This window comes from Pectobacterium actinidiae, assembly GCF_000803315.1.
GTDB lineage: Bacteria > Pseudomonadota > Gammaproteobacteria > Enterobacterales > Enterobacteriaceae > Pectobacterium > Pectobacterium actinidiae.
On sequence record NZ_JRMH01000001.1, the window covers coordinates 305,291 to 328,962 of the forward strand.

Consider the following 23,672-nt stretch of genomic DNA (forward strand, 5'->3'; position numbering starts at 1 on the left):
GAGTGACAAGTCATGAAAGATATCGTAACGCTGTTAAAGCAGTTGGAACGGCAGGGTGTGCGTCTGGCGTTGAATGCACAGGGGCAACTGATTTCGCAGTCCAATAAAGACGCGATCACGGCAGAGATTGGACGCACGATTAAGGAAAACAAAGACGCCATCGTGCGCTGCCTGACGGCGCAGCAGGCATTTGAGCATCCCATCACGCCGCAGAATGCCACGTCTGGCCCGCTGTCGTCATCGCAAAGCGGGCTGTGGTTTATCGAGCAGTACGAAGAGCAATCACACCTCTATAATATGCCGGTCTATTTTCGCCTGACCGGCCCGTTGGATGTGGCCGCGCTGGAATTTGCTTTCGACGCGTTGGCGCAGCGCCATGCCAGCCTGCGCACCCGTTTTGTGGTCAATGAACAAGGCAAGGGCGAACAGCGTATCGATGCGTATCAACCGTTTGTGATACAGCATGATGACTTCTCGCCGTTGCCGGAAGCCGAACGGGAAGGGCGCTTACAGCAGCAGGTGAAAGCAGAAATCAGCCGTCCGTTCGATCTCACGGCGGGCGATCTCACCCGCGTGCGGCTGGTGAAGATGAGTGAACGGGTGCACGTTCTGATGATCACCCAGCACCATATTATTTCCGACGGCTGGTCGGTGAAGAATATGTTCTCGGACTTCAAACCGGCTTTTCTGGCTTGCCAAAATCGCCAGCCTTATCCCGTCGAGCCGACCCAGCTTAACTATATCGATTACGCCCACTGGTTTAATTCCGCCTCGTTTCTGGATTACCACAACGAATTCAAACCGTTCTGGGTTGAGCGGCTGACGGGGATCCCCGAAGTGCACAGCCTGCCGCTGGATAAACCACGTCCGGCGCATCAGAACAGCGGTGGTGAGGTGATCTTCTCCGCGATCAACAACGATCTGTGGGATAAATTCAAACGCCTGTGCCAGCGCTATAACACGTCTAATTTCATTGGCCTGCATGCGGTATTCTCCCTGATGCTGGCGCGTATCAGCGGTGAGAAAGATATCGTGATTGGCTCGCCGCTGGCCTATCGCGAGCGGCCGGATATCGAAGATGTTGTTGGATTTTTCGTTAACACCATCGTGTTGCGCACCCAGTTGCAGGACAGCCAGAGCTTCGTGGATTACCTGCAATATTGCCGTGAACAGGATCTGTCAGCTTTCGATCATCAGCTCTATCGTTTTGAGGCGTTGAGTGAGGCGATCGGCTCCGATCGCACCACCGCGATCAACCCGATCTTCCAGGTGATGCTGGTGTATCAGGCCAAGGTAGATTTCAACGATCTGATCCCCGGTTGTGATGCGGCGGAAGAAACCTCGCCCGTGCTGCCTGCCAAGACCGATATTTCGGTCAAGGTGACGGAGCTGATGGGCGAGGTGCGGCTGGACTGGCTGTTTGCCACCGCGCTGTTTGAGCGCCAGACGATCCAGTATTACGCCGACCGCTTTATCCGGCTGATTGAGGCCGTGGTTGAGGCACCGGAAACCGATGTCTGGCACCTGCCGCTGATGGAAGCGGAGCGGTTTGCTGCCGTGCTGGCGGAAAGTCAGCAACTGCCGCGTAGCTATCCGCAGCCACAGCTGACCGTAACTGACGTGATTGAAGCGATGGCGCTGCGCGATCCCCAGAAACTGGCGATTGCTTTTGATGGTGAACAGCGCACGGATACATTGACGTATGCCGAATTGAACAGGCAGGCGAATCAGCTGGCGCACTGGCTGCACCGTCAGGGGCTGGGCGAACAGTCGCTGGTTGGCGTGCTGGCGAAACGCGATCGCTATTTTGTCGTTGCGCTGCTGGCCGTCTGGAAAGCGGGGGCTGCCTATGTGCCGCTGGATCCTGACTATCCGCCGGAGCGGCTGCGCCACATCATTACGGATGCGAATCTTTCCGTCATTCTCGGCGGCGATGGGCAGCAGCTGGCGCAGTGGTCAGCCGAACAGTGCATCGATCTGACCGATCCTACGGTTGTCGCGCAGTGGCACGATCTGCCGGGTGATGAAGCGCCAGCCATTCCGCGCCATGCACAGCAACTGGCACAGGTGATCTACACCTCGGGATCGACTGGTTTGCCGAAGGGCGTCATGATCGAACACGGTTCGCTGATCAATCTGCTGGACGATCATCGCGATCGCATCGCGTTCACGCCGCAAAGCACGATGTTCAACTGCATGTCGCTCTCGTTTGACGCCGGTAACATGACGACGCTGCTGCCGCTGAGCAGCGGCGGCACGCTGGCGTTTGGCGAACCCAACGATCGGGCGATTGTGCAGGCCGAACAGGCGGGCGCGACGCATCTGATCCTGCCGACGGCGCTGATGTCGATTCTCGATCCACAGCAGGTTAATGGTATTCAGGCGATTGGCATGGGCGGTGAAGCCTGCCCGAATGCCGTAGTGGAAAACTGGGCCGATAAGGTGGCGCTGTACAACATGTACGGGCCGACGGAGTGTACCGTCACCGCGTTGAGTACCCGGCTGCGCAAAGGCCAGCCTGTCACTATCGGTAAACCGCTTACTCATATTCAGGCTCTGATTCTGGATGCGGCCGGGCAACTGTGTCCAGCGGGCGTACCGGGTGAACTGTGTCTTGCGGGACTTGGGCTGGCGCGTGGCTACCTCAACCAGCCACAAATGACGGCCAGCCGCTTTGAACACATCACGCTGAATGACGTGAATAATGTCGAACACGGCACGGCGACGCTGCGCATTTATCGCACAGGTGATAAAGCCAGACTGCTGAATAACGGTGACTATGAATACTGTGGCCGTATTGATGAGCAGATCAAGCTGCGTGGCTATCGCATTGAACCGGGTGAAATCGAGGCACAGTTGGCGGCGGTCTGTCCGTCCCTGAAACAGGTTAAAGTCATCGTGGCGCAAGTGGGGAATCGCCCGGCGCTGGTCGCCTATGGCACGGTGAAAGCAGGTTGCACGACACCTGAGCCTGCCGCTGTGTTGATTGATGTCGCGAAGCACCTGCCGGAATACATGGTGCCTTTCCGCTTGATTCTGCTGGAAGATATGCCGCTGACGCCGAACGGTAAGCTCGATGCGAAACAGTTGCCGCCGGTGATAGAAGCCAGCGAGGGGGACGGCGAAGCTGATAATCCGCTGGAAGCGGACGTGCTGGCGATTTGGCGCAGCGTGCTGAATACGCCGCTGGGCGTTGAAGATGATTTCTTCCGCTTAGGCGGTGATTCCATTCTCAGTATTCAACTGACCACCCGCCTGCGCAGCGCGGGTTATGTCTGCACGGTGAAAGACGTTTTCGAAGCGAAGAGCGTGCGGCGTTTATGTCGCGTGCTGGCACAGAATAACCGTGACACCGGCATTGTCGCAGAGCAGGGCACGCTGGAAGGTAAATTCGCGCTGCTGCCGATTCAGTGCTGGTTTATGGAACAACCGCTGGTACGCCCAGAGCACTGGAATCAGGCGGCGATGATCCAACTGCCTGACGTGGATACCGAACGCCTGACCACGATGTTGCAGGCGTTGATGGCGCAGCATGACGCGCTGCGTCTGGCCTGTGATGCCGATGGGCAACGCTATCTGACGGATGTGCCTTGCCCTGTGGTGTCGACGCTGGATTATCGCCAGCTTGGTGATGATGGCCTGCAACAGGCGTTTACCGCGTTGCAGAGTGAATTCGATCCCGCGCAGGGAAGAACGATGGGGTGTGCGCTGGTGCGGCATCATCCGCAGGCGGACACGGCGGTGTTCCTCGCTTTCCACCATTTGGTGATTGATGCCGTGTCCTGGCGCATTCTGGTTGACGATTTGGAGCGGCTGTACCTCGGTGAAGCGCTGGCGCCGAAAACGTCGAGCTACCGCCAGTGGGGCACGGCGCTGCATCACTACGCCACACAGCATGCGGAACAGTTGGCGTACTGGCAGACGCAGGAAGACGGCGTGGATCAGACGGCGCTGCTGGCGGCGAAAGATCCGCAAGGCTATGCCAGCGCCGCGATTCTGACGCTGGATGCGGAAACCACGGGTCAACTGGTGAGTGAGGCCAATCGAGCCTTTAATACCGAAGTGAGCGATTTGCTGCTGGCGGCACTGACCCGCACCTTAAACGATCTCGGCTGGGGCGACAAAGCACGCATCATGCTGGAAGGGCACGGCCGCGAAGCGATTGATCCGACGCTGGATGTCAGCCGTACGGTGGGGTGGTTTACCAGCACCTATCCGGTGTGCCTGCAAGATAAGCCTGACTGGGCTGCCCTGATTAAATCCAGCAAGGAACAGCTGCGTCAGGTGCCGGATAAAGGCGTTGGGTTTAACCCGCTGCGCTACCATCATCCGCAGGGCAGTGCGCTCACGCTGTCGCCGATTGTGTTCAACTATCTCGGGCTGTCGGTTCAGGCTGCTGGCACGTGGCGTCCGGTAGACGTCGCACCGGGCTGCTGCGTCTCGCCGGAGAATAAACCGGCGGAGATTATTAGTCTCCACGGCGGCATTACGGGCGGGCAGTTAACGCTGCGTCAGGTCGGCTGCCTCAACCAGCGTGACAGTGAACGCCTGATGCTGCGACTGACGGAGAATCTGCGGGCGATGACGGCAGCCTGTCTGGCACAGCTACATCAGGGAATGGCCTTTACCCCCAGCGATTTCCCGGCGGTCAATCTGAGCCAGACGCAGCTCGACAGCCTGTCGCAGCGTTATGACATCGACACCTTGTTGCCGCTGTCATCGCTCCAGCAGTCGATGTTGTATCACCGTCTACGCTGTCCGCAGGATGATGCCTATCATCTGCAAACGCCGATTCGCTATGCGCAGGCGCTGGATGTGGAAGGCTATCGTCAGGCCTGGCAGCGCCAGATTCAGCGCTTCCCGGCGCTGCGTGCCGCGCTGGAAAGTGAATGTGCCAGCGTACAGGTGCTTGTGAAGCAGGCAGAACTGCCTTTCTACTATCAGGATGTGGCGCAGGAGGCCGATCCGCATGCGGTCATCGAGCGCTATCGTCAGCAGGATTTACGCACCGGATTTGATTTATCGCAGCCGCCGCTGTTGCGCATCGCCTGTTTCCGTGTGGACGAGCAGGACTATCGGGTGATCCTGAGCTGTCACCATAGCATCATCGATGGCTGGAGTGGGCCACAGCTGCTGGGTGCGGTGCACCGAGATTATCTGCTGCTGATGCGCGGTGAAACACCTGCGATTCAGGTAGATCGTGCCTATGTGGATCATGCGCTGCACGCCGTGGCGCAGCAGCCTGCCGTCGACGCTTTCTGGCAGCAGCGGCAGCCGCTGCTGGCGCAGACGAACGATGTCGCTATGCTGTTTGCGGCGGCGGGGAAACGCGCCGATCTCAGTCAGCATTTGACGCAGGTTGAACCGCAGGTCACCGGCGTGAGCCTGAACGAACAGGAGCAGGCGACGTTAACCGCCTTTGCCCGTGAAGTCGGCGTTACGCACAGTATTATCGCGCAATATGCCTGGCACCGACTGTTGGCGCGCTCGACCGGCGATGTGGTCAGTATTGTCGGTAACGTGCTGTCGGGTAGGGAAAGTCCGGTGGAAGACGTGGCGAGCAGCGTGGGTCTGTACATCAACAGTCTGCCGCTGGCGCTGAGCTGGCAGCAGCCGGTATCGCTGCAACAGCATCTGGTGCAGTTGCAGAATGAACTGATGGCGATGAACCAGCATGCCACGCAGTCGCTGATTGCGCTGACGGCCGGACGCTCACGTCTGTTCAACAGCCTGTTTATTTATGAAAACTATCCCGGTGCGAAAGCTGAGCGTGACGAACGCGCTGACGATCCGCATCGGCTCTATCCCGAGTTTTCAGCCGCCTATGAAAAAGTCGAGATGCCGCTGAACCTGGTGGTGCGTGAGCAGGTGGGCTGCATGCTGCTGCGCTTCGAGTTTGACGCCGATGTGCTGGACAGCGCGCAGGCGCGGCGGGTGCTAATGCGCTGGCGTGATGAGGTGGTAGCGCTGGTGAATAGTGCGCCGCAGCAGCCAGCAGAGATCGTTGCGCACAACAAGGTGACCGATGCGGCGGTGAAGCAGGCCGTCACGCCGGATAGCCGCACTAACCCGCCTGATACGCCGTTTGCTCAATCGCTGCTGCGCGTGTGGGCGCAGACGCTGAGACTCAGTGAATCCGGCCTCTGGTCGCAGACGCTGTGTGAAAGTGGCGTCGATTCGCTCCAGCGTATTGCGCTGGCACAGGCATTAAGTCGTGCGTTAGCGCAGCCGGTGAGTGTGGCGTTATTACAACGCTATCCTTCACCGCAGGCGCTGAGCGGGTATCTGGCACAGTCGAGGGTTACCGCCAATGAGGAAACGCTGTCATGACAGGGAACGATGAAGCCGTAGGGAAACCGCTGGCGGATATCCAACAGCCCACGGCCTTCGGGCAGCGGGTGGGAGCCGCACACGGTGAACAGCGGCACAGCAGTGAGCTAATTAAGCATTATCCCGCGTCGCTGGTGAGCGCAGCGTGGAGCTGGTTACTGTACAAATACAGCGGTGAAGAGCAAGTGTGTGCGGCGCTCGTCACGGCCGATCTTCCTGACAACGTGAGGCCGTTGATCGCGCATTTTCAACAGCGCGATCGTCTGGTTAGCGAGTGGATCGCCGCAGTGGGATCGTCGTGCGATCCGCAGTCTGCGTCAGAGATTCTGACAGCAGACACCCAGCATACGTTGTTTAGCAGCCTGCTGATCGTGGGGGATATCGCATCGTTACCCGCTGTGGCGCAAAACGTGGCGCTGATCGTTCAGGTTCAAAACGATTGGGTCATTCTGACCGCACCTGACGGACAGTTCGATAATCGGCAGTTACAGCGCATTACACGCCATTTCACACAGCTACTTGATGGTCTACTGACCGCACGCTGGGAACGGCTGGCGCAGATTCGTCTTAGTCCGCGGGTGGTGCCGTTACCGCATCAGGCGACGACGCACGCGCTGCACGATGAACTGCTGGCGCGCCTTACGCAGGAAGCGCGTCAGGATGGCGTGGCGATTGCCTTTCAGGCGCGCGACATTCGCTATCGGGAACTGCTGCAACGCGTGGCGCTGATTCAACAGGCGCTGGCTGCACAGGGGGTGACTGCCGGTCAGCGCGTGGGGCTGCACCTAAGTCGTCAGCCTGACACGGTGGCGGCGCTGCTGGCCTGCCTGTTTTCTCAGGTAACGTTTGTGCCGCTGGAGCCGGATTTTCCGGGGGAACGGTTACAGGCGATTCAGCAGGAGGCGGCATTAGCGGCGGTCTTGCAGGACGGTTATACCGGTGGCTCGCTGGCGTTTGACTGCCCGATATTGAACCTCTGCGATTTACCGTATGCAGCCAGTGATTCCACGGCAAGCGTACAGTTATCGCGAGTTGGTGGACCGGAAACGGCGGCCTACATGATGTTTACCTCCGGTTCGACGGGGAAACCGAAAGGCGTTGTGATTGGTCAGCGGGCGCTGCAAACCTTTATTCATGCCAGCACAGAGCGGCTGGCTTTAACGGATAAAACCAACTGGTTGCTGATTACCACGCTGGCGTTCGATATCTCCATGCTGGAAGTGTTTGCGCCGCTGTGGGTCGGCGGTGTGCTGCATCTGACCACACATGAAGAATATAAAGATCCGCAGGCGGTCGCGGCGTATTTGCAGGCTCGGTCGGACATCAACGTATTGCAGGCCACGCCCGCGTTTTGGCGCATGATGTTCAAAGCGGGCTGGCAGGGTAAACCCGATTTGGTCGCGCTGTGCGGCGGCGAAGCGCTGGATCTGCGACTGGCGCAGCGTCTGGTTAGTCGTTGCAGGACGCTATGGAATTGCTATGGGCCAACCGAAGCGACAATTTGGTCGCAGATGGCGCAGATCGATGGAGCCGCGTTGGAGAACCAACACACGGTCGCGCTGGGCAACACCCTGGCGGGCTACCAGCACGTGGTGATCGATGACGATCGCCATCCGTTAGAGGAAGGGATGGTTGGCGAACTGTGCATTCTCGGTGAAGCGCTGAGTAGCGGATATTGGCAGCGTGACGATCTGACGCAGGATCGTTTTATTCAGCAGGTGGAGTCTGGTCAGCGAATGTATCGCACCGGCGACAAAGTCCGGCTGCTGGCGGACGATCGTTATCAGTATCTTGGTCGCTTCGACGATCAGGTGAAATTACGAGGATTTCGCATCGAGCTAGGAGAGATCGAGGCGCAATTGAAGCAGATCGAACACGTGCAGGATGCGGCCGTCAAACTTCAGGGAGAAGGAGATGACGCTGTGCTGGTTGGCTACGTGGAATATAAACCGGGCTCAGAGATGACCAAACTGGCGCTGCGCAAACAGCTGCATCAGTTTTTACCGGCTTATATGGTGCCAGGGCGCATTGTGGTACTCGACAAGCTGCCGAAAACCGGCAGCGGTAAAGTGGATCGCAAACGCCTTACGGACGTCTGACCGTAAGAGGGGCAGCGCTGCTGCCCGAGTAACATGATGCCGCGATTTCTCCGCGATGAGCGGCTTTTTAGTCACATTCTATGTGAATACGGATAAGGTTTCGTGCGCCACAATACCGCGATTTTCATGCTACCTCGTAGCACGCGCCCGACACAGGGCGGCTCAGTTGCCGTCGCCCTGTGAACCCTGGCTTCCGGCTAAATTATGTCGCTGCGCGATGCCTTCGTCGGTATCAGGCTTAACGGACCGCTTGCGACACGTTCCCGACGTGGCGCAAGCTTTCGCCGCGTCCATGCGGCTCATCCTAAGCCTGCTATCTCCTCAGCATAATTTTTTACGCCGGGTAACGATCATCCCCCTGTCCCATCGCTATATTATTTTATATAAAACAGCATGATGAGAAGGGGGAAGTCGCGGTTTACTGGTGCTCCTGATGGGCGTCATCGCCAAACGTGATAGCGCGTCCACGTGCATCCATTTGCGCTTTATCGCGGTTGAAGCCCATCTTCGCGCGGACGCCACCCAGCATACCGCCCCGTTGATAGATTTCGTTCGCGCGGTCTTGGTTGTACTGGCTGTCGGGGGTAATTTCCAATGCGCGATCGATCCACACTTTAGCCAGATAGCTATTCTGGGTCACGCCCGCGCCGTTGCGGAAAGCGTACGCATAGTAGGCCGCTGCATAGTCGCGGTTTTCATCCATTTCGTCGTCCCACAATAGGGGAAGGACCTCATCCACACAGCGCTGCTGATCTTCAGGAATATCACTAAACAGTAAGTGCGTACTCAATACCCTTGCTGAGCGTTCCCACACTTCTCTGCCCAGGTTAGGGCTACGCAGTACGCTGAACAGCAGTTTACTCACTCGCTGATATTGTTCCGGCGTCAGCGTGTCATTTTCATTGACCAGATTATAGGCCACGTTATACATGCTAACGACATGGCCTTTCTCCGCCGACACGTTCTTCCAATAGCGTGATTTTTCGTGATCTTCATAAGGTGAAGCATCGCGGCCGTACATACGGGAGAGGTAACCGGAATAGAGATCACCGAGTGAGGCCATGGAAGACACCTCGCCCCAACTTGCCGCTTCGTGTAATAGAAAGACGCCTGCTTCTTCGGAAACGGACTCGAACAGGTTGGCAGCAGCTTGACCAAAATTGACATCGGATTCGATGGTGCGACAACGGGCGAGTAAGGCATCGCTATCGAACTGCCCTTGAGCGATGCCATAGAAACCAAATTTGCTGGCGAGCGCCGCGATAGTGGTTTCATACGCTGAATCTGCCCATGCCTGACAGCGTTCCAGAAATTTTGGCATCAAATTAAAGCTATCTTCGATACCGGCAAAATTGATGCAGCTTACTAAGGTATCAAGCGCACCTTCATCCGGGTGTGATTCAGGAAGGTCAACTTGCCAGGCCTCAACCATCAGGTCATAGGCCAACTGCATATCGGCTTTATTCCAGTGGATATCGCCATTTTCGTTCGTTCGAGCATAGGTGCTGAGGAAACTGGCATATTTGCGTAGTACCTTGGCACGAACATCCGCATCAAGCTCAAGCGTAAGATGTGCTCGTTGGCGAGCGGTTTTAAGGCGAACAGATAACATAGATGTGCCATCAATAATGATGGCAGTGTTCTATGTTACAGCATGACTCAGCCTGATAGTCGGTGAGGAGCGAAAGGCGGGCTCGCAAGCTTAATGTGGGAGAACGAAATGGCGTATTGAATAGCTCAGTGACCGTGAACAGTCAAGCCTACCAACCGGGTAACAATAGGGCGGACAATCAGTATGCAAACAAAAGCGGCAGGCATGGCAACCTGATAGGCATTCATCACATTTTCCATGTAATGTGGCCCCATTCCAAATTCGGCCAGAATGATGACCAGACACATCAGAAATGCCATGATGGTCGCCATATAAAGAGCAAATACGTAGGGTGAAGTGTGCTTAGGGAAGCGGAATTTCGGGGTATTTTTAGTAACAGCATTAGTCATCAAGTTATCCTGGTTAACAACGGTGAGTGAAACGGTTGCTAACCTATCAAGCTAACCAAGATGGTAGTAGAGCAGCTATGCTTTAATCATTATTAAATAAAAGTAACGAATCAAGCGTTGAGGATAAGATGGATGTGTTAGGGCTGATTAGCAATTTTATCCGCGTGGTGGAAAACGGCAGTATCGCCGCGGCAGCACGAGCTAAAGGTATGAGTCCAGCGGCGGTAAGCCAGAGCCTTTCCCGGCTTGAGACACATTTGGGTGTGCGCCTGATATCGCGCACCACCCGTAGCATGACATTAACCGAAAACGGTAAACGTTATTTCGAGAAAGTACGTCATATTCCACATGACATCGAGCTCGCTTCACAGGCTGCTGCGAGTGAAACCAAACTGCAAGGTCCGCTTTGCATCGCGACGACTGCCGCATTTGGTCGGTACGTTATCGCTCCACTGATGCCTGCTTTCAAAGCGTCTTTCCCCGATATTGATATCGAACTGATAAGTACCGATCGCAACGTCAACCATCGGTTGGAAGGCGTTGACGTCAGTATCCGAATCGAGGCACAACTGAACGATCAGTTGATTGCCAGAAAAATCGCATCGCTGCCCTTTATATTCTGCGCGGCTCAGGCCTATCTGGATCGTGCGGGCATCCCTCAGACACCCGAAGAACTCAGCCAGCACGCCTGTCTGGTTTTCCGCTATCCCACAGATGGACGTTTTCTTCCCTGGACATTCATGGTCAACGGACAACCTGTTAACGTGAAGCTCAACCCTAAATTTATCAGTGATGATATTGATATTATTGCAAAAATAGCAGCAAACGGAGGCGGCGTTACTCGTCTGGCAAGCTTTGTTGCTCAGCCGTTGATAGACAGTGGTCAACTCACGCCTTTGTTCTGCGCAGACCACGGTAACGGTAACCGCATAGAGTCTTTACCGATGAATATCTATGCCTGTGTCAATGAACGTTCGGCACTGAATTCAAAGGTAAGAGCATTTATCGCGTTTTTAGAGGCTGAGATTTAAGGCGAACGAAGACGCAGCGATTTTCTGGATAAATACAGTTAATGTAGGATAGTTTTTTAAATTAGTGGTGCCAGACTCGGACAAACGCCGGAGGCGTTGAACCGCGTTTGTCGCGCTGGCCCTGATTGTTGAAACTATTCGCCAATGCTCTACGTCGCCTTTATTCGAGTAATTTATAGAAAAAGGTTGTGCCATCCAGTGTACCTGCGGAGCTGCGGGCAAACTGCGGGATTTGGCCCGCTTCCTGATAGCCTAATTTACGATACAAAATGGAAGCGGTGTCATTGGTGCGAGTATCCAGAACCAATAAGGTGCGCTGATGAGCCTGTGCCTGACGCTCCACTTCAGCCATTAATTGCTGCGCAATGCCGCGCTGGCGAAATGCCGTATGCACCATCAGTTTTTCCACTTCAGCACGGTGGATGCCGTTTTTCTTTGGACAATAGCTAATCTGCACTGCGCCTGCGATGCGTCCTGCTTCACGTGCAATCAATAACGTACGACCGCCTTCTGCCAGATCGGCGGCAACCCCCTGCCAGTAACGTTCTGCTTCACCGGCTTCCAGTGGTGCAAGGAAGCCGATGGACGCACCACTTTCCACACAATCATTCAATAAGGTCACTAATTCATCACGGCTTTCCGATAGCGTACTCAATTGCTCAATTTTCATTATGTCCTCACGGCTTTCATTGAATAATTACCAAGGTGCTAAATAACAACGTCTTGTCTATGTCACGTGCCAGCGCTATCTGGCTGTTCAATGTTTGTCACCTAACCGTACCTTCGGTCTCAGGCAGGCTTTGGTAGAAGAATACAAACACCGTTGCGATGATTGTTAGCAAAAGAATCAGAAATTCGACCCAAAAGCAGCGCAATATTTTTTTAATGATTGTTAAGTAGGGATGATGCGCTAGATTTTATTTCATAAGGTTAATTTATATTTAATAGCATCCTAACTATCTGGTTTTTTATTTTTTCCCTTTTATATGAGTATTTTAATAAATAACACGATAAATGTTATATAAAAATCCTTTATTTTTATGTTGATTAATTGTAGTTTTTTTAAACTTAAAGTTAAGGGATGGTTATAATACAACTTACCAGAGGAAGTATCCTGTGTCTCAACTGAACGGTAATGAAGTTGCCATTATTGGTATGAGTGGTCGGTTCCCCGGTGCGCCTGATCTTGCCGCGTTTTGGCAAAATCTTTGTCATGGACAGGAGAGCATCACGTACTTTGATGATGCGACATTGCGTGCAAATGGGGTGGCAGAGAAACAGCTGGCCGATAGAGATTACGTTCGCTCTGGGTTTTGTTTGGATGGCATTTCGCAATTTGATGCCGAATTTTTTCAGCTCACTCCGCGTGAAGCGCAGATCCTCGATCCACAACAGCGGCTCTTTCTGGAATGTTGCTGGCATGCGCTGGAACACGCTGGGCATGTGCCTGAGCGCTATGATGGACGCATTGGTGTGTATGCTGGGGTCTTTTCCAGCAGCTATTTGTTGAATATCTATAGTCAGCCCGGTTTGATCGCTTCTTTGGGCGAAATGGCGGTGCGCCATGGCAATGAGAAGGATTACCTCACCACCCGACTCTCTTATAAGCTCAATCTGCGTGGCCCGAGTCTCGCGATTCAGACCTCTTGCTCAACCTCGCTAGTCGCCGTGCATACTGCGGTACAGAGCCTGTTAGCAGGCGAATGTGATATGGCGATTTCTGGTGGTGTATCCGTGCTGGCCGATCAGGAAACGGGCTATCCGTGGCAGACGGGAGGCTTGCTGTCACCGGATGGGCATTGCCGCCCCTTTGATGCCGATGCCGCAGGTACGGTATTTGGTAATGGTCTCGGTGTGGTGGTGTTAAAACGGCTGGAAGAGGCTGAACGTGATGGCGACACCGTCTACGCGGTGATCAAAGGCAGCGCCATTAATAATGACGGGGCAAATAAAGTTGGCTTTACCGCTCCCAGCGTACAGGGTCAGGCTGAAGTGATCGCTGAGGCGCTGAGCATGGCAGAGGTATCGGCAGAAACCATTCAATTGGTGGAAGCGCACGGTACGGGTACACCACTTGGCGACCCGGTTGAAATTGAAGCACTGACCCGCGTTTGGCAGTCGCAAACATCGCGTAAAGGCTATTGCGCACTCGGATCAGTGAAAGGCAATGTGGGGCACTTGGGGGCGGCGTCGGGTATTGCCGGGCTGATCAAAGCCACACTGGCCTTACACCATAAGCAACTTCCGCCGACCATCAATTTTACCCGTCCTAATCCCAATATCCCTTTCGAACAGACGCCGTTTTATCCTCATACCACCCTCGCGCCTTGGGGAGAAACGGACGCACATCCACGTCGTGCCGCGGTCAGTAGTTTCGGTATGGGGGGAACCAATGCGCATCTGATTCTGGAAGAAGCACCGAAAAAAGCATCACAGGCAGGCTCTGACGATGAGGTGTGCCTGCTGACGCTATCAGCCCGCAGTAAGGCTGCATTACAGCAAGCGGCTGATGAACTGGCAGAGCATTTACACCAGCAGCCCACGGCCCACTTACAGGATGTGGCCCACACGCTGCGTGAGGGGCGACAAATCTTCGACTGGCGAGCAACCATTACCGCCAGCACCATCGAAGAGGCACAAGAAAAACTCCAACGCGGGCTCAATAAACCTGCGCAGGCGTTGGCGTCACCCGACGTGGCGTTACTGTTTCCGGGGCAGGGATCGCAGTACTGGGGAATGGCTCAGCAACTCTGTCAGACGTTACCCACGTTTCGTGATGAAATTAGCCACTGTTTCAGCATGTTACGAGAACAATGTGGCCTTGACCTACACCCTCTGATGGCGCAAAGCACACCAGATGATGTGCAACTGGCATGGTTAAACAGCACGGCGGTGACGCAACCTGCGCTGTTCTGTATTGAGTATGCGATGGCGCGCACCATACAGGCGCAAGGGGTGAAGGTCAGCCATATGCTGGGACACAGTGTAGGCGAGCTGGTGGCAGCGACGCTATGTGGTGTGTTCACCCTTGATGCGGCTCTGACTCTGGTGGCAACACGTGGTCAATTAATGCAACAGGCAGAGCCGGGGAGAATGTTATCCGTATCGCTGGCGGAAGCGCCGCTTACTGCTTTGCTGCGCGACTGGCCCGCACTTTCACTGGCGGCGGTTAATGGACCTGAGTTGTCGGTAGTCGCGGGCCCTGAAGAGGAGATTACTGCCCTTCAGCAGGCACTAAACGATTCTGGTGTGAACACCCGACTGCTGATGACTTCGCATGCCTTTCACTCGGCGATGATGGATCCGGTACTGGACGCCTTTGAAGCCGCGGTTGAAAAATGCCAGCGTCATTCCCCTGTAGGGCATTGGATTTCTAACCTGACAGGGCGAGAAATTACGCCAGATGAGGCGATTAGCCCACGTTACTGGCGCGACCACTTGCGTAGTACCGTGCAGTTTAATCGGGGACTTCAGCAATTGCTGGCTCGCCCTGATGTGGTACTGGTGGAGTGCGGACCTGGCACGGTACTTACCAGCCTGGCACAGTCTCAAATGCGGCTACTTAACCCGCAGCGCGCAGTGGCACTTTCTCGTCATCCCAAAGAAAAAAGTGGTGATATGCACGCCTGGTTGGCAGGCATTGGCCTGCTGTGGTCTCACGGCGTGTCGCTTAACTTGCCGGAAACGCACGGGCAACGTATCGCTTTACCGGGTTATCCGTTTCAGCGGCAACATTACTGGATTGAACGTATTTATCCCCATCACGCGCCAACGGCGGTCCCTGCGGTAGAAATGGAGGCTACGCCCGTTAGCGTTACTGATGATGCGGGAACCGTCGTTCAATCCTATGTGCAGGTTGAAGGGACTGAGGGACGTGTGGCCGCCATCTGGCGGGAATTGTTCGGTATGGACAACATCCAACATGACGATGACTTTTTTGCTCTCGGTGGCACGTCGTTAGTGGCGATTCAGCTGATTTCACAGGTGCGGGAGTTGTGGGGCGTCGAGCTCAGTATTGAAGTGTTATTTGAGGATCCCACGATTCGTGGCATTGCTGCACAAATTGACACTGCGCAGGCCGGGCAGCCATCCATTGAGGCTACCACCGAAGCAGAAGATCCTGAGATGGCGGAGCTATTACGCTTGACAGAGGGGTTGTCACTGGAAGAGCTCAACGCAAAGTTGAGCGGGTAATCACGTGGCAGGGATGCAGCCAACAATAACGATTTCATGACGTAACGACAGGTTATCAGGCGCATCACTCCCCTGAGGGGGACCCTTGCCTGACGCCGCCTTATCGATACTGCTGATAGAGAGATAATTATGTTACAACCCTTGCCACTCACGCGTATCAGCCGCCAGCAAGCGCTGCCACTGTCCGCCGATCAGTACCGCATTTGGTTTATGCATCAGCTCCAGCCAGATCTGATTCATTTTAATATCAATATGGCATTTCACCTGCGCGGCGAGCTGCAATTTGCCCGTTTTCAGGAGAGCCTGAATGCCGTAGTGGCGCGTCATGAGTCGCTGCGAACGACCTTTGTGATGCTATCGGAAGAAAAGCAGCCACAGCAGTGTATTCATCCACAATTAACGCTCGATATTCCGTTAACCGACCTCAGTACACAGCCCGTGACTATGCAGGAGCAGGTAGCACAGGAACACATGGAAGCGATAGGCAATCAGGTTTTTTCATTGGAACACGGACCGTTATTGCGCGCACATATCTGGCGGCTCACGGATGAGCATCACCTGCTGTTGTTTACTATCCACCACATCATTGCCGATTTCGATTCGCTGAAATTGATCATGCGCGATCTCTTTGCTTTCTATAACCAGCAGGGAGACACACTGGCGCCGCTGTCACTGCAATATGCCGATTACGCCGCCTGGCAGCAGACGCGTTTACAGAGTGAAGAGTACGTTAGCCAACTGGAGTATTGGAAAAATCAACTGGGTGGCGAAACGCCAGTGCTCAAAATGCCGATGGATCGCCCGCGTCACAGCGTGATGACGAATAACGGAGCCATCGTACGTCATACGTTTAGCGCGGAGCTAACAGAAGCGCTCGTGGCGTTGAGTAAAGCACAAGGCGTGACGTTATTTGTCACGCTCTATTCCGCCTGGCAGGTATTGCTGCAACGCTACACCGGGCAGGATGATATTCCTGTGGGTACGCCAATCACCACCCGTAATCGGCCTGAATTACGTCAGTTGGTTGGCCTGTTTATTAACACGCTGGTGTTGAAGTCAGACCTACAGGGAAATCCCGATTTTATTACGCTGCTGAAACGTAATCGCAAAATCGCGTTTGGCGCATTTGCCCGTCAGGACGTTCCCTACGAAAAACTGGTTGAAGCGCTGAAGCTGAAGCGCAACCTGAGCCACAACCCATTCTTCCAGACCATGGTGATGCTGCTTGAAGCCGAAAAGTATGACCAACTGGCACCGGGGCTGGCGATTGAACCTTTTGAATTTAAAAAACGCACGACCACTTTTGAGCTGACGCTGACTTTTTCACTGGTTGAACAACAGTTACACCTGGCTCTGGATTACAACACCGATCTGTATGACCGTGAGACAGTCACGCGTCTGTTGCAGCATCTTGACGCATTAATGCAGGGGATTGTTGCCGATCCACAGCGGTCGATTGCGGATTATCCGATTATTTCAGAACGAGAGCGGCATCAATTACTCACTGAACAGTGCCGTGGGCCTGTCGTCACTGACAATCTGGAACATTGCGTGCATCGTCTGTTTAGCGACGTGGTGGCACGTACGCCGAATCAGATAGCCGTACGCCATCGCCAGCAGCAGCTCAGCTATCAGCAACTGGATGAGCGTGCCTGCCAGTTTGCACGCTGGTTACAGTCGCAAGGCGTCGGACGTGGAGCCATCGTGGGCCTGGTCACCGAGCGCTCGTTGAATATGATGGTCGCCCTGTTAGGCATTCTGAAAGCGGGTGCTGCTTGGTTGCCGATTGATCCGGCGAATCCGGACGAACGAATTAAGTACATGCTGAACAATGCGCATGTGTCACTGGTATTACTGGGGGAACAGGTTCAGCTAGCCTGCCAGCAGCCCTGTTTTGCACTCGAGGATATCGACAGCCGTCTGGCTGATTTCTCTCGTGCGCCACTGCTGTGCCTGAATGTGCCTGATGACCTGATGTATGTCATCTATACCTCGGGTTCCACCGGTCAGCCGAAAGGGGTGATGGTCAGCCACCGTAATGTGGTGAACCATTGCGCTAACATCATTAAGCGCTTCGATCTCCAGCCGCATGACCGGGTATTGCAGTTCACGTCGATTGGTTTTGATGTGTCGATTCAGGAGATCTTTCCTACGCTGTTACGCGGCGCGACGCTGGTACTGTGGAAGGAAAAGCGCCTGGAAGAGAGCGGTGAATTTCTTAGCTGGACTGCTCGCGAAGAAATCAGCGTGATGAACCTGACTACCGCACACTGGAACAACATTGTTGCCGATCTGCGTCACAGCCGAATCCCTGTGCCAGATCACCTGAAAGTGGTGATTGTTGGCGGCGAGCAGGCGGCGGGGGAAGTGTGGAATAACTGGCAACAACTGACACGCTGTTCCATTCGTTGGATCAATGACTACGGCCTGACCGAAACCACGGTGACTGCCAGCATGTTTGAGCCATCAGCGGATTACGTTGCCTGTGGGGCGATGCCTGTTGGCACAGCGCTGGATAACGTCGAAATTTATATCCTCGACAGCCAGATGCAGCCTTTACCTGTGGGCGTTTTTGGCTCGCTTTATATCGGTGGCGCAGGTGTAGCAATGGGCTATATCAACCAGCCTGAGCTGACTGAAGAACGCTTCCTGACGAATCCTTTTGCTTCGGGCAAGTTGTTTAAAACTGGCGATCAGGCACGCTGGCGTCGCGACGGCCTGTTGGAATTTGCCGGACGTGACGATCAGCAGGTGAAAATCCGTGGTCATCGTGTAGAGCTGGCGGAAGTAGAGTCGATGCTGACGAAGCATGCCAGTGTAAAAAAGGCGCTGGTTCTGGCACAAGAAACCGCGCATGGCGGGCAGCAATTAGTGAGTTGGTTGGTGGTGGATCAGGCTACCTATCAGGAAGCCGCTTTGCGTGAGTGGTTAACGGAAACATTACCGGATTACATGGTGCCAGCCTCTCTGGTCACACTCGACAGCATCCCTCTCACCGTAAACGGTAAGGTCGATAAAACGCGCTTACCTGCGCCAGTTTTTGTAGCCGAGAGCGGGGAAGCTTTCCAGGCACCACAAAGTGCAATAGCGCAGATGCTGGCGGAGTGCTGGCAGTTGCTGCTGCAACGCCCAGCTGTCGGTCTGCAAGATAACTTTTTTGCTATCGGTGGTGATTCACTATTGGCTACTCAGGTCGCGACGCACATTAAGGCTCGGATCCAGCATGCCATCCCACTACGTCTGCTATTCGAATACCCACGTTTAGGTGATTTGGCGCATGAGTTGGAGCGCATCATTGCAGAAGGGCAGAGTGTTAACGATCGCTGTATGGTGAAAATACAGCAGAAAGGCAGCCAAACCCCACTTTTCTATGTGCATCCGGTCGGCGGCAATGTCAGCTGTTACTTCACGCTGGCTCGACACTTAGGGGAAAACCAGCCTTTTTATGCGCTGCAATCTCACGCATTGATCGATCCCAATTCGCCTTATGACACCGTCGAGAGTATGGCGGCTTTCTACCTCAATGAGATTCGCCAGATTCAGCCGCACGGTCCTTATCGGTTAGGGGGCTGGTCAATGGGAGGGTTTATTGCCTATGAAATCGCGCGCTTGTTGCAGGAGGCTGGGGAAACAGTACAAGAACTGTCGATGATCGATACCTATCTCACCAAAAGCCGCGTTTCTACTGATGAAATCGTGTTATTCAACTTTGTGCTGCAACTGGCCGCTGTGCCGGGACGGAAGATTGATGAGGAGATGTTGCTAGCATGGCAAGGGAAAAGCTATCGCCATGAGGATGTTTGCCAGCAATTACGTGCCCACGGCTTAGTGCCGCAGGGAACGAGCGATGCAGAAATTCAGCGCCTGCTGGATGTGTATACCCACACCGTACATGCCTTCAAACGTTATCAGCCACAACCGACGCGCAAGCTGGCCTTGGATCGCGTCGTGCTGTTTCGTGCCCGTGATTCACATGAGGAATTGGGCGTTTGGGAGCAATTAGTGGAACGGGTCGACCTGCATCATGTCGACGCCGATCACTTTGGCATCGTGCATCACCCGAAGGTTGGGGACGTACTGCGTCAGACAGCTTAAACCTGTGTGGCATTGATGCCGCATATCACCGATGGTTAGTCAGGAGACGGTTATGATTTTTGTACTCAAGCTGGTGGTCTATTTTCTACTTTGGACCCTGTGGTCCTACACCATGCACGTTATTGCACACACCAATTTTAAGTACAATTTTATTCGCTATTTCCATCTCAAACACCATGCCTACAACTACGGCGACAGCCAACTACCACCGTGGCATGACTATTTATTCTGGTTTGGTGACTGGAAATCATCAATGGACGTATATATCACCTTTACCATTCCATTGATTATTCTAACGATTTTTGAACCTGTTCATGGTGGGATCCTGCTGGCATTCCACTACATCTATGAGGTGTTTCTTTCACGTAACGTGTTGGACCACAATCCGAACATCACTGGCAAGATTACCCGCTTCATTCCTATCGGTAAGTTCCATCTTTGTCATCACCATAATGTGAAGTGCAACTTCTCTTTCTATATCACGTTGTGGGATTACCTGTTTCGCACCAACGACGCCTGGGTACTGAGGAGGCGTTATGAGCGACAGAAACAGCGTCAGCAGGAACAGGTTACCCCAACTTCCGACACCCCACAGACAGACGAGAGAGCATAATGAGCGATATTCAGGATAAGTTAAGTCGTCTGACCCCTGAGCAGCGCGCGCTGCTCCTGAAGACGATCAAAGCCGAACGTGGTGTCACGACCACAGATATGCCGCAAACGGCCAGTGAGAAGGGCATGAATTTCTCGCTGATCTTCTTTTCGGGCGATGGCGGGACTGAGAGTGAGCATAAGTATGATTTGCTACTGGAATGCGCCCGCTTTGCTGACAGTCATGGATTTAGCGCAGTGATTACCCCCGAGCGTCACTTTCAGCCCGTGGGCGGACTGTTTCCCAACCCTTCTGTGCTTAATGCTGCGCTGGCGATGATCACCAAAAACATTCAATTGCGTGCTGGCAGTGTGGTATTGCCACTGCATAACCCGCTGCGTGTAGCCGAAGAGTGGTCGTTGGTGGACAACTTATCACAGGGGCGCGCCGCGATTTCTTGTGCTACGGGCTGGCATCCGGCGGATTTCTTAATCAATCCCGAGGCGTATGAAAATCGCCGCGCGACCATGTTGGAAAATATCGCACTGATCCGCCAACTGTGGCGTGGTGAGTCGGTACAGCGTCAGGATATTGCGGGCAACACGGTAGAGGTCAACATTCTGCCGCGTCCCATTCAGAAAGAATTGCCGATGTTTCTCACCTCGTCTGGTAATCCCGATACCTGGCTAAAAGCGGGCGAACTGGGGATGCATGTGCTCTGTTCCCTGACCAACCATACGCTGGCTGAGTTGAAAACGAATATAACTGCTTATCGCGATGCACGGGCGAAACACGGTTACGATCCTGAAAGCGGTATTGTGTCGGTGATGGTGCACACGTTCGTTGGTGAGCACGATGATGTGGTGAAAAATCAGGTACGTGAACCGCTACGTGACTTCCTTAATGGCTATATCAATCAGAACGATACCCTCAATCCCTACAAAGATCGTCAGCAAACGGTGCGCAGCGCGATTGATAACGATCGTGAGGCCTTACTGACCTATGCTTTTGAAAAACACTTCAATCAGACTTCGCTAATGGGGTCGCCCGAGAAGTGCGCGCGTATGGTGCATAAGTTGCAGGAGGCAGGGGCAAACGAGATCGCTTGTCTGGTGGATTTTGGCCTTAGCATGGAAACCGTGCTCGCAGGGTTGCAGCCGCTGGCAGCGCTAAAAGCACAGTGTGCTCATAAGAGCGTGAACGGGTAAACGTGCGATGCGGATCCTGGCGCTCTCCGATATTCATGTCGATCAGGCGGAAAATCTCGCCTGGCTGATGCAGCTCTCGCGTGACGACTATCGTGAGGATGTGCTGCTGCTGGCTGGTGACGTTTCCCATGATTCTGCACGCTTTGCCGATGCACTCAGCATGCTGCGACAGCGTTTTGCGCAAGTGTTTTTCGTGCCGGGTAATCATGACTTGTGGTTGATGCGTCAGGAGGCAGGGGACTCGCTGGCAAAGTTCCATTATTTGCTGGCGCTGTGTCAGAAATTGGATGTGCGCACCCAGCCACAGACGCTGAACCTTCTTGGGAAAACCGTGACGATACTGCCGTTGTTTTCCTGGTATATGCGTCCAGAAGAGGGGGAGGAAAGTTTGTATGTCCCCTGTACGCAGGAGCAGCATGTCAGCCACTGGTGTGATAACTATTTGATCCGCTGGCCTGATTCCGTTGGTATCAGTCCGGCACGCTATTTTTTACAGCTTAATGAACCTTACCTTGCCGCGTGTCCCGCCGGAGAGGTGATCACGTTTAGCCACTTTCTCCCTCGTAGTGAATTGATGCTCTCGTCACTGACTGATGAGGCAGTAACTCGCGTGACCAGCGGTAGCGGATTTAACTTCAGCCGAGTGGCGGGTACGACGCTGCTTGACCAGCAACTGCGCCGTGCGCGAGCCACGCGGCATGTTTATGGTCATCAGCATCGCAACCGCGTTCGGTCACTGGCTGGCGTGACCTATTTATCGTGTTGCCTCGGCTATGTTGCTGAACGCAACGCACAGCGTATCGATCTGAGTCAGGGAGCCCCGCTGGATGTTTTCAGCCGCTCAACTTGTCATCAGCATATGGAAGAGTCAGGACAGGTGAACATACGATGAAAGCAAGTAACAAAGCTATTTATATTGGCATTATGACTTCCTGTATGCTGGATTCAGTCGCGGTTGGAATATTGCTGCCAGTTATTCCTCTGCTGGCGATTGAGATGGGCGCAAACGCGGTGATCATTTCTGCGCTGGTTTCGATTCAGTTTATATGCGGTGCGCTGGGATCTCCGATCCTTGGGCGAATTTCGGATCATATGCCGCGCGGGGTATTGCTGCTGATCTCGCTGATCGCCATTGCACTATGTTACTGGGGACTGGCATTTACCTCATCGCTACTGATGTTGTTTGTGTTACGTGGGGTGATTGGTTTTATGAGCACCAATCTGGTGATTCTCGAATCCATTATTTCGCAACTGACCGATAACAAAGAGCGCAGCGCGGGGATCGCTCGGTTACGCTTAGGATCGACCGCCGGGTTGATCCTGGGGCCTGGTCTCGCCGGGCTTCTGGGACACTTCCAGATTATGCAGGGGTTGCATGAACTGTTGGTGCTTTCTGCCTGTATGTCGAGTCTTGTACCGCTGGTGATCGCCTGGACGCTGCGTGGTCAACTGACAACCAATCTAACGGCTTCCCGTCCCAAAAACCCCTACCGCAATGTACTGAAACTCTTTTTTGCCAATGCCAATATTCGCGATTTTGCGCTGATTAAAGCGCTGATTGCGGTCTGTTTTTCGCTGCTGATGACCATCGCACCGCTGTGGGCCGTGCACGCCGTGGGTTGGACCACTATCGAGCTTTCGATGTTGGTTGCCGTCTTTGGTCTGTCACTCTTTTTCATCCAGGTGGCAATTGCCACCAATCGGGCTCGTTGGTTGACCAGCAATCTTTCGCTGTTTCTCGCTTGTCTGGTTGTAGTGCCAGGCTTTGTGATGCTGATTGTCGCACCGAGCGGGTTGGCGCTGTTTCTCTGCTGTGTCGGTTTAGGGCTCAGTTCCGCAGTGGTAAATATTGTGGTGCCTTCCACCATCAGCAAGATGGCTTTCTTTGACGTTGGTGCAGTGCTTGGGATGGTCTCCACCACGGTGCTGGTCGCCAGTACCGTCGGACCCATGGTGTTTGGTGTCGTCTATCAAGCATGGGGAGGGGGGCTTACCTGGGCATGTGGATTGCTTTGTGCACTGGTCGCCTGCTGGCTGGCAATGAAATATGTCGGTAAATCCAGCGAAATTGACGAGTCGTTACCAGGGCGTGAGTTGCCGTAAGTGCAGCCAATTTAACCTT

Annotated in this window: 12 protein-coding genes; 9 read left to right on the top strand and 3 right to left on the bottom strand. The window is 54.1% G+C overall.

The genetic code is table 11. The features are described 5' to 3' along the window. The first annotated feature begins 12 nt into the window (after positions 1 to 12). On the top strand, positions 13 to 6,330 hold the full coding sequence (locus KKH3_RS01360) for a non-ribosomal peptide synthetase (protein WP_039355134.1): 6,318 nt from the start codon (positions 13 to 15) through the stop codon (positions 6,328 to 6,330). Next, positions 6,327 to 8,429, top strand: coding sequence for an amino acid adenylation domain-containing protein (locus KKH3_RS01365; RefSeq protein ID WP_039355136.1), 2,103 nt, complete (start codon positions 6,327 to 6,329; stop codon positions 8,427 to 8,429). The genes KKH3_RS01360 and KKH3_RS01365 overlap by 4 nt, the downstream gene beginning before the upstream one ends. Positions 8,430 to 8,847: 418 nt before the next feature. Here the strand turns inward: KKH3_RS01365 and KKH3_RS01370 are convergent, their stop codons facing one another. Continuing rightward, entirely contained in the window at positions 8,848 to 10,041 is a 1,194-nt protein-coding gene (locus tag KKH3_RS01370) for an SEL1-like repeat protein (RefSeq protein WP_234991483.1), read from the bottom strand. 125 nt (positions 10,042 to 10,166) lie between these two features. Next, on the bottom strand, positions 10,167 to 10,430 hold the full coding sequence (locus KKH3_RS01375; RefSeq protein WP_039355139.1) for a DUF2798 domain-containing protein: 264 nt from the start codon (positions 10,428 to 10,430) through the stop codon (positions 10,167 to 10,169). A gap of 128 nt (positions 10,431 to 10,558) precedes the next feature. Here KKH3_RS01375 and KKH3_RS01380 point away from each other — a divergent pair, with 128 nt between their 5' ends. After that, entirely contained in the window at positions 10,559 to 11,461 is a 903-nt protein-coding gene (locus KKH3_RS01380) for a LysR family transcriptional regulator (RefSeq protein ID WP_039355142.1), read from the top strand. A gap of 160 nt (positions 11,462 to 11,621) precedes the next feature. Here the strand turns inward: KKH3_RS01380 and KKH3_RS01385 are convergent, their stop codons facing one another. Then, positions 11,622 to 12,131, bottom strand: a complete 510-nt coding sequence (locus tag KKH3_RS01385; protein WP_039355145.1) for a GNAT family N-acetyltransferase — start codon at positions 12,129 to 12,131, stop codon at positions 11,622 to 11,624. A 446-nt stretch (positions 12,132 to 12,577) separates the two neighbouring features. On the opposite strand from KKH3_RS01385, the gene KKH3_RS01390 reads away from it, so the two are divergent. The 6 genes from KKH3_RS01390 to KKH3_RS01415 all read left to right on the top strand — a co-directional run bounded on the left by KKH3_RS01390 (position 12,578) and on the right by KKH3_RS01415 (position 23,653). Further along, the gene (locus KKH3_RS01390) at positions 12,578 to 15,655 is read left to right on the top strand and encodes a type I polyketide synthase (protein ID WP_039355147.1); all 3,078 of its coding nucleotides are present in this window, start codon (positions 12,578 to 12,580) and stop codon (positions 15,653 to 15,655) included. A 129-nt stretch (positions 15,656 to 15,784) separates the two neighbouring features. After that, positions 15,785 to 19,750: a non-ribosomal peptide synthetase gene (locus tag KKH3_RS01395; protein ID WP_039355150.1), complete on the top strand. Its 3,966-nt coding sequence runs from the start codon at positions 15,785 to 15,787 to the stop codon at positions 19,748 to 19,750. 52 nt (positions 19,751 to 19,802) lie between these two features. After that, complete coding sequence (locus KKH3_RS01400; RefSeq protein WP_052201272.1) at positions 19,803 to 20,363, top strand: sterol desaturase family protein; 561 nt, start codon at positions 19,803 to 19,805, stop codon at positions 20,361 to 20,363. Further along, positions 20,363 to 21,550: a MupA/Atu3671 family FMN-dependent luciferase-like monooxygenase gene (locus KKH3_RS01405; RefSeq protein WP_039355153.1), complete on the top strand. Its 1,188-nt coding sequence runs from the start codon at positions 20,363 to 20,365 to the stop codon at positions 21,548 to 21,550. Before KKH3_RS01400 ends, KKH3_RS01405 begins: the two co-directional genes overlap by 1 nt. A gap of 7 nt (positions 21,551 to 21,557) precedes the next feature. Continuing rightward, positions 21,558 to 22,442 carry a metallophosphoesterase family protein gene (locus KKH3_RS01410; RefSeq protein WP_052201273.1) on the top strand — a complete coding sequence of 295 codons (885 nt, stop codon included), beginning with the start codon at positions 21,558 to 21,560 and terminating at the stop codon, positions 22,440 to 22,442. Next, on the top strand, positions 22,439 to 23,653 hold the full coding sequence (locus tag KKH3_RS01415) for an MFS transporter (RefSeq protein ID WP_039355156.1): 1,215 nt from the start codon (positions 22,439 to 22,441) through the stop codon (positions 23,651 to 23,653). The genes KKH3_RS01410 and KKH3_RS01415 overlap by 4 nt, the downstream gene beginning before the upstream one ends. Positions 23,654 to 23,672: the final 19 nt, after the last annotated feature.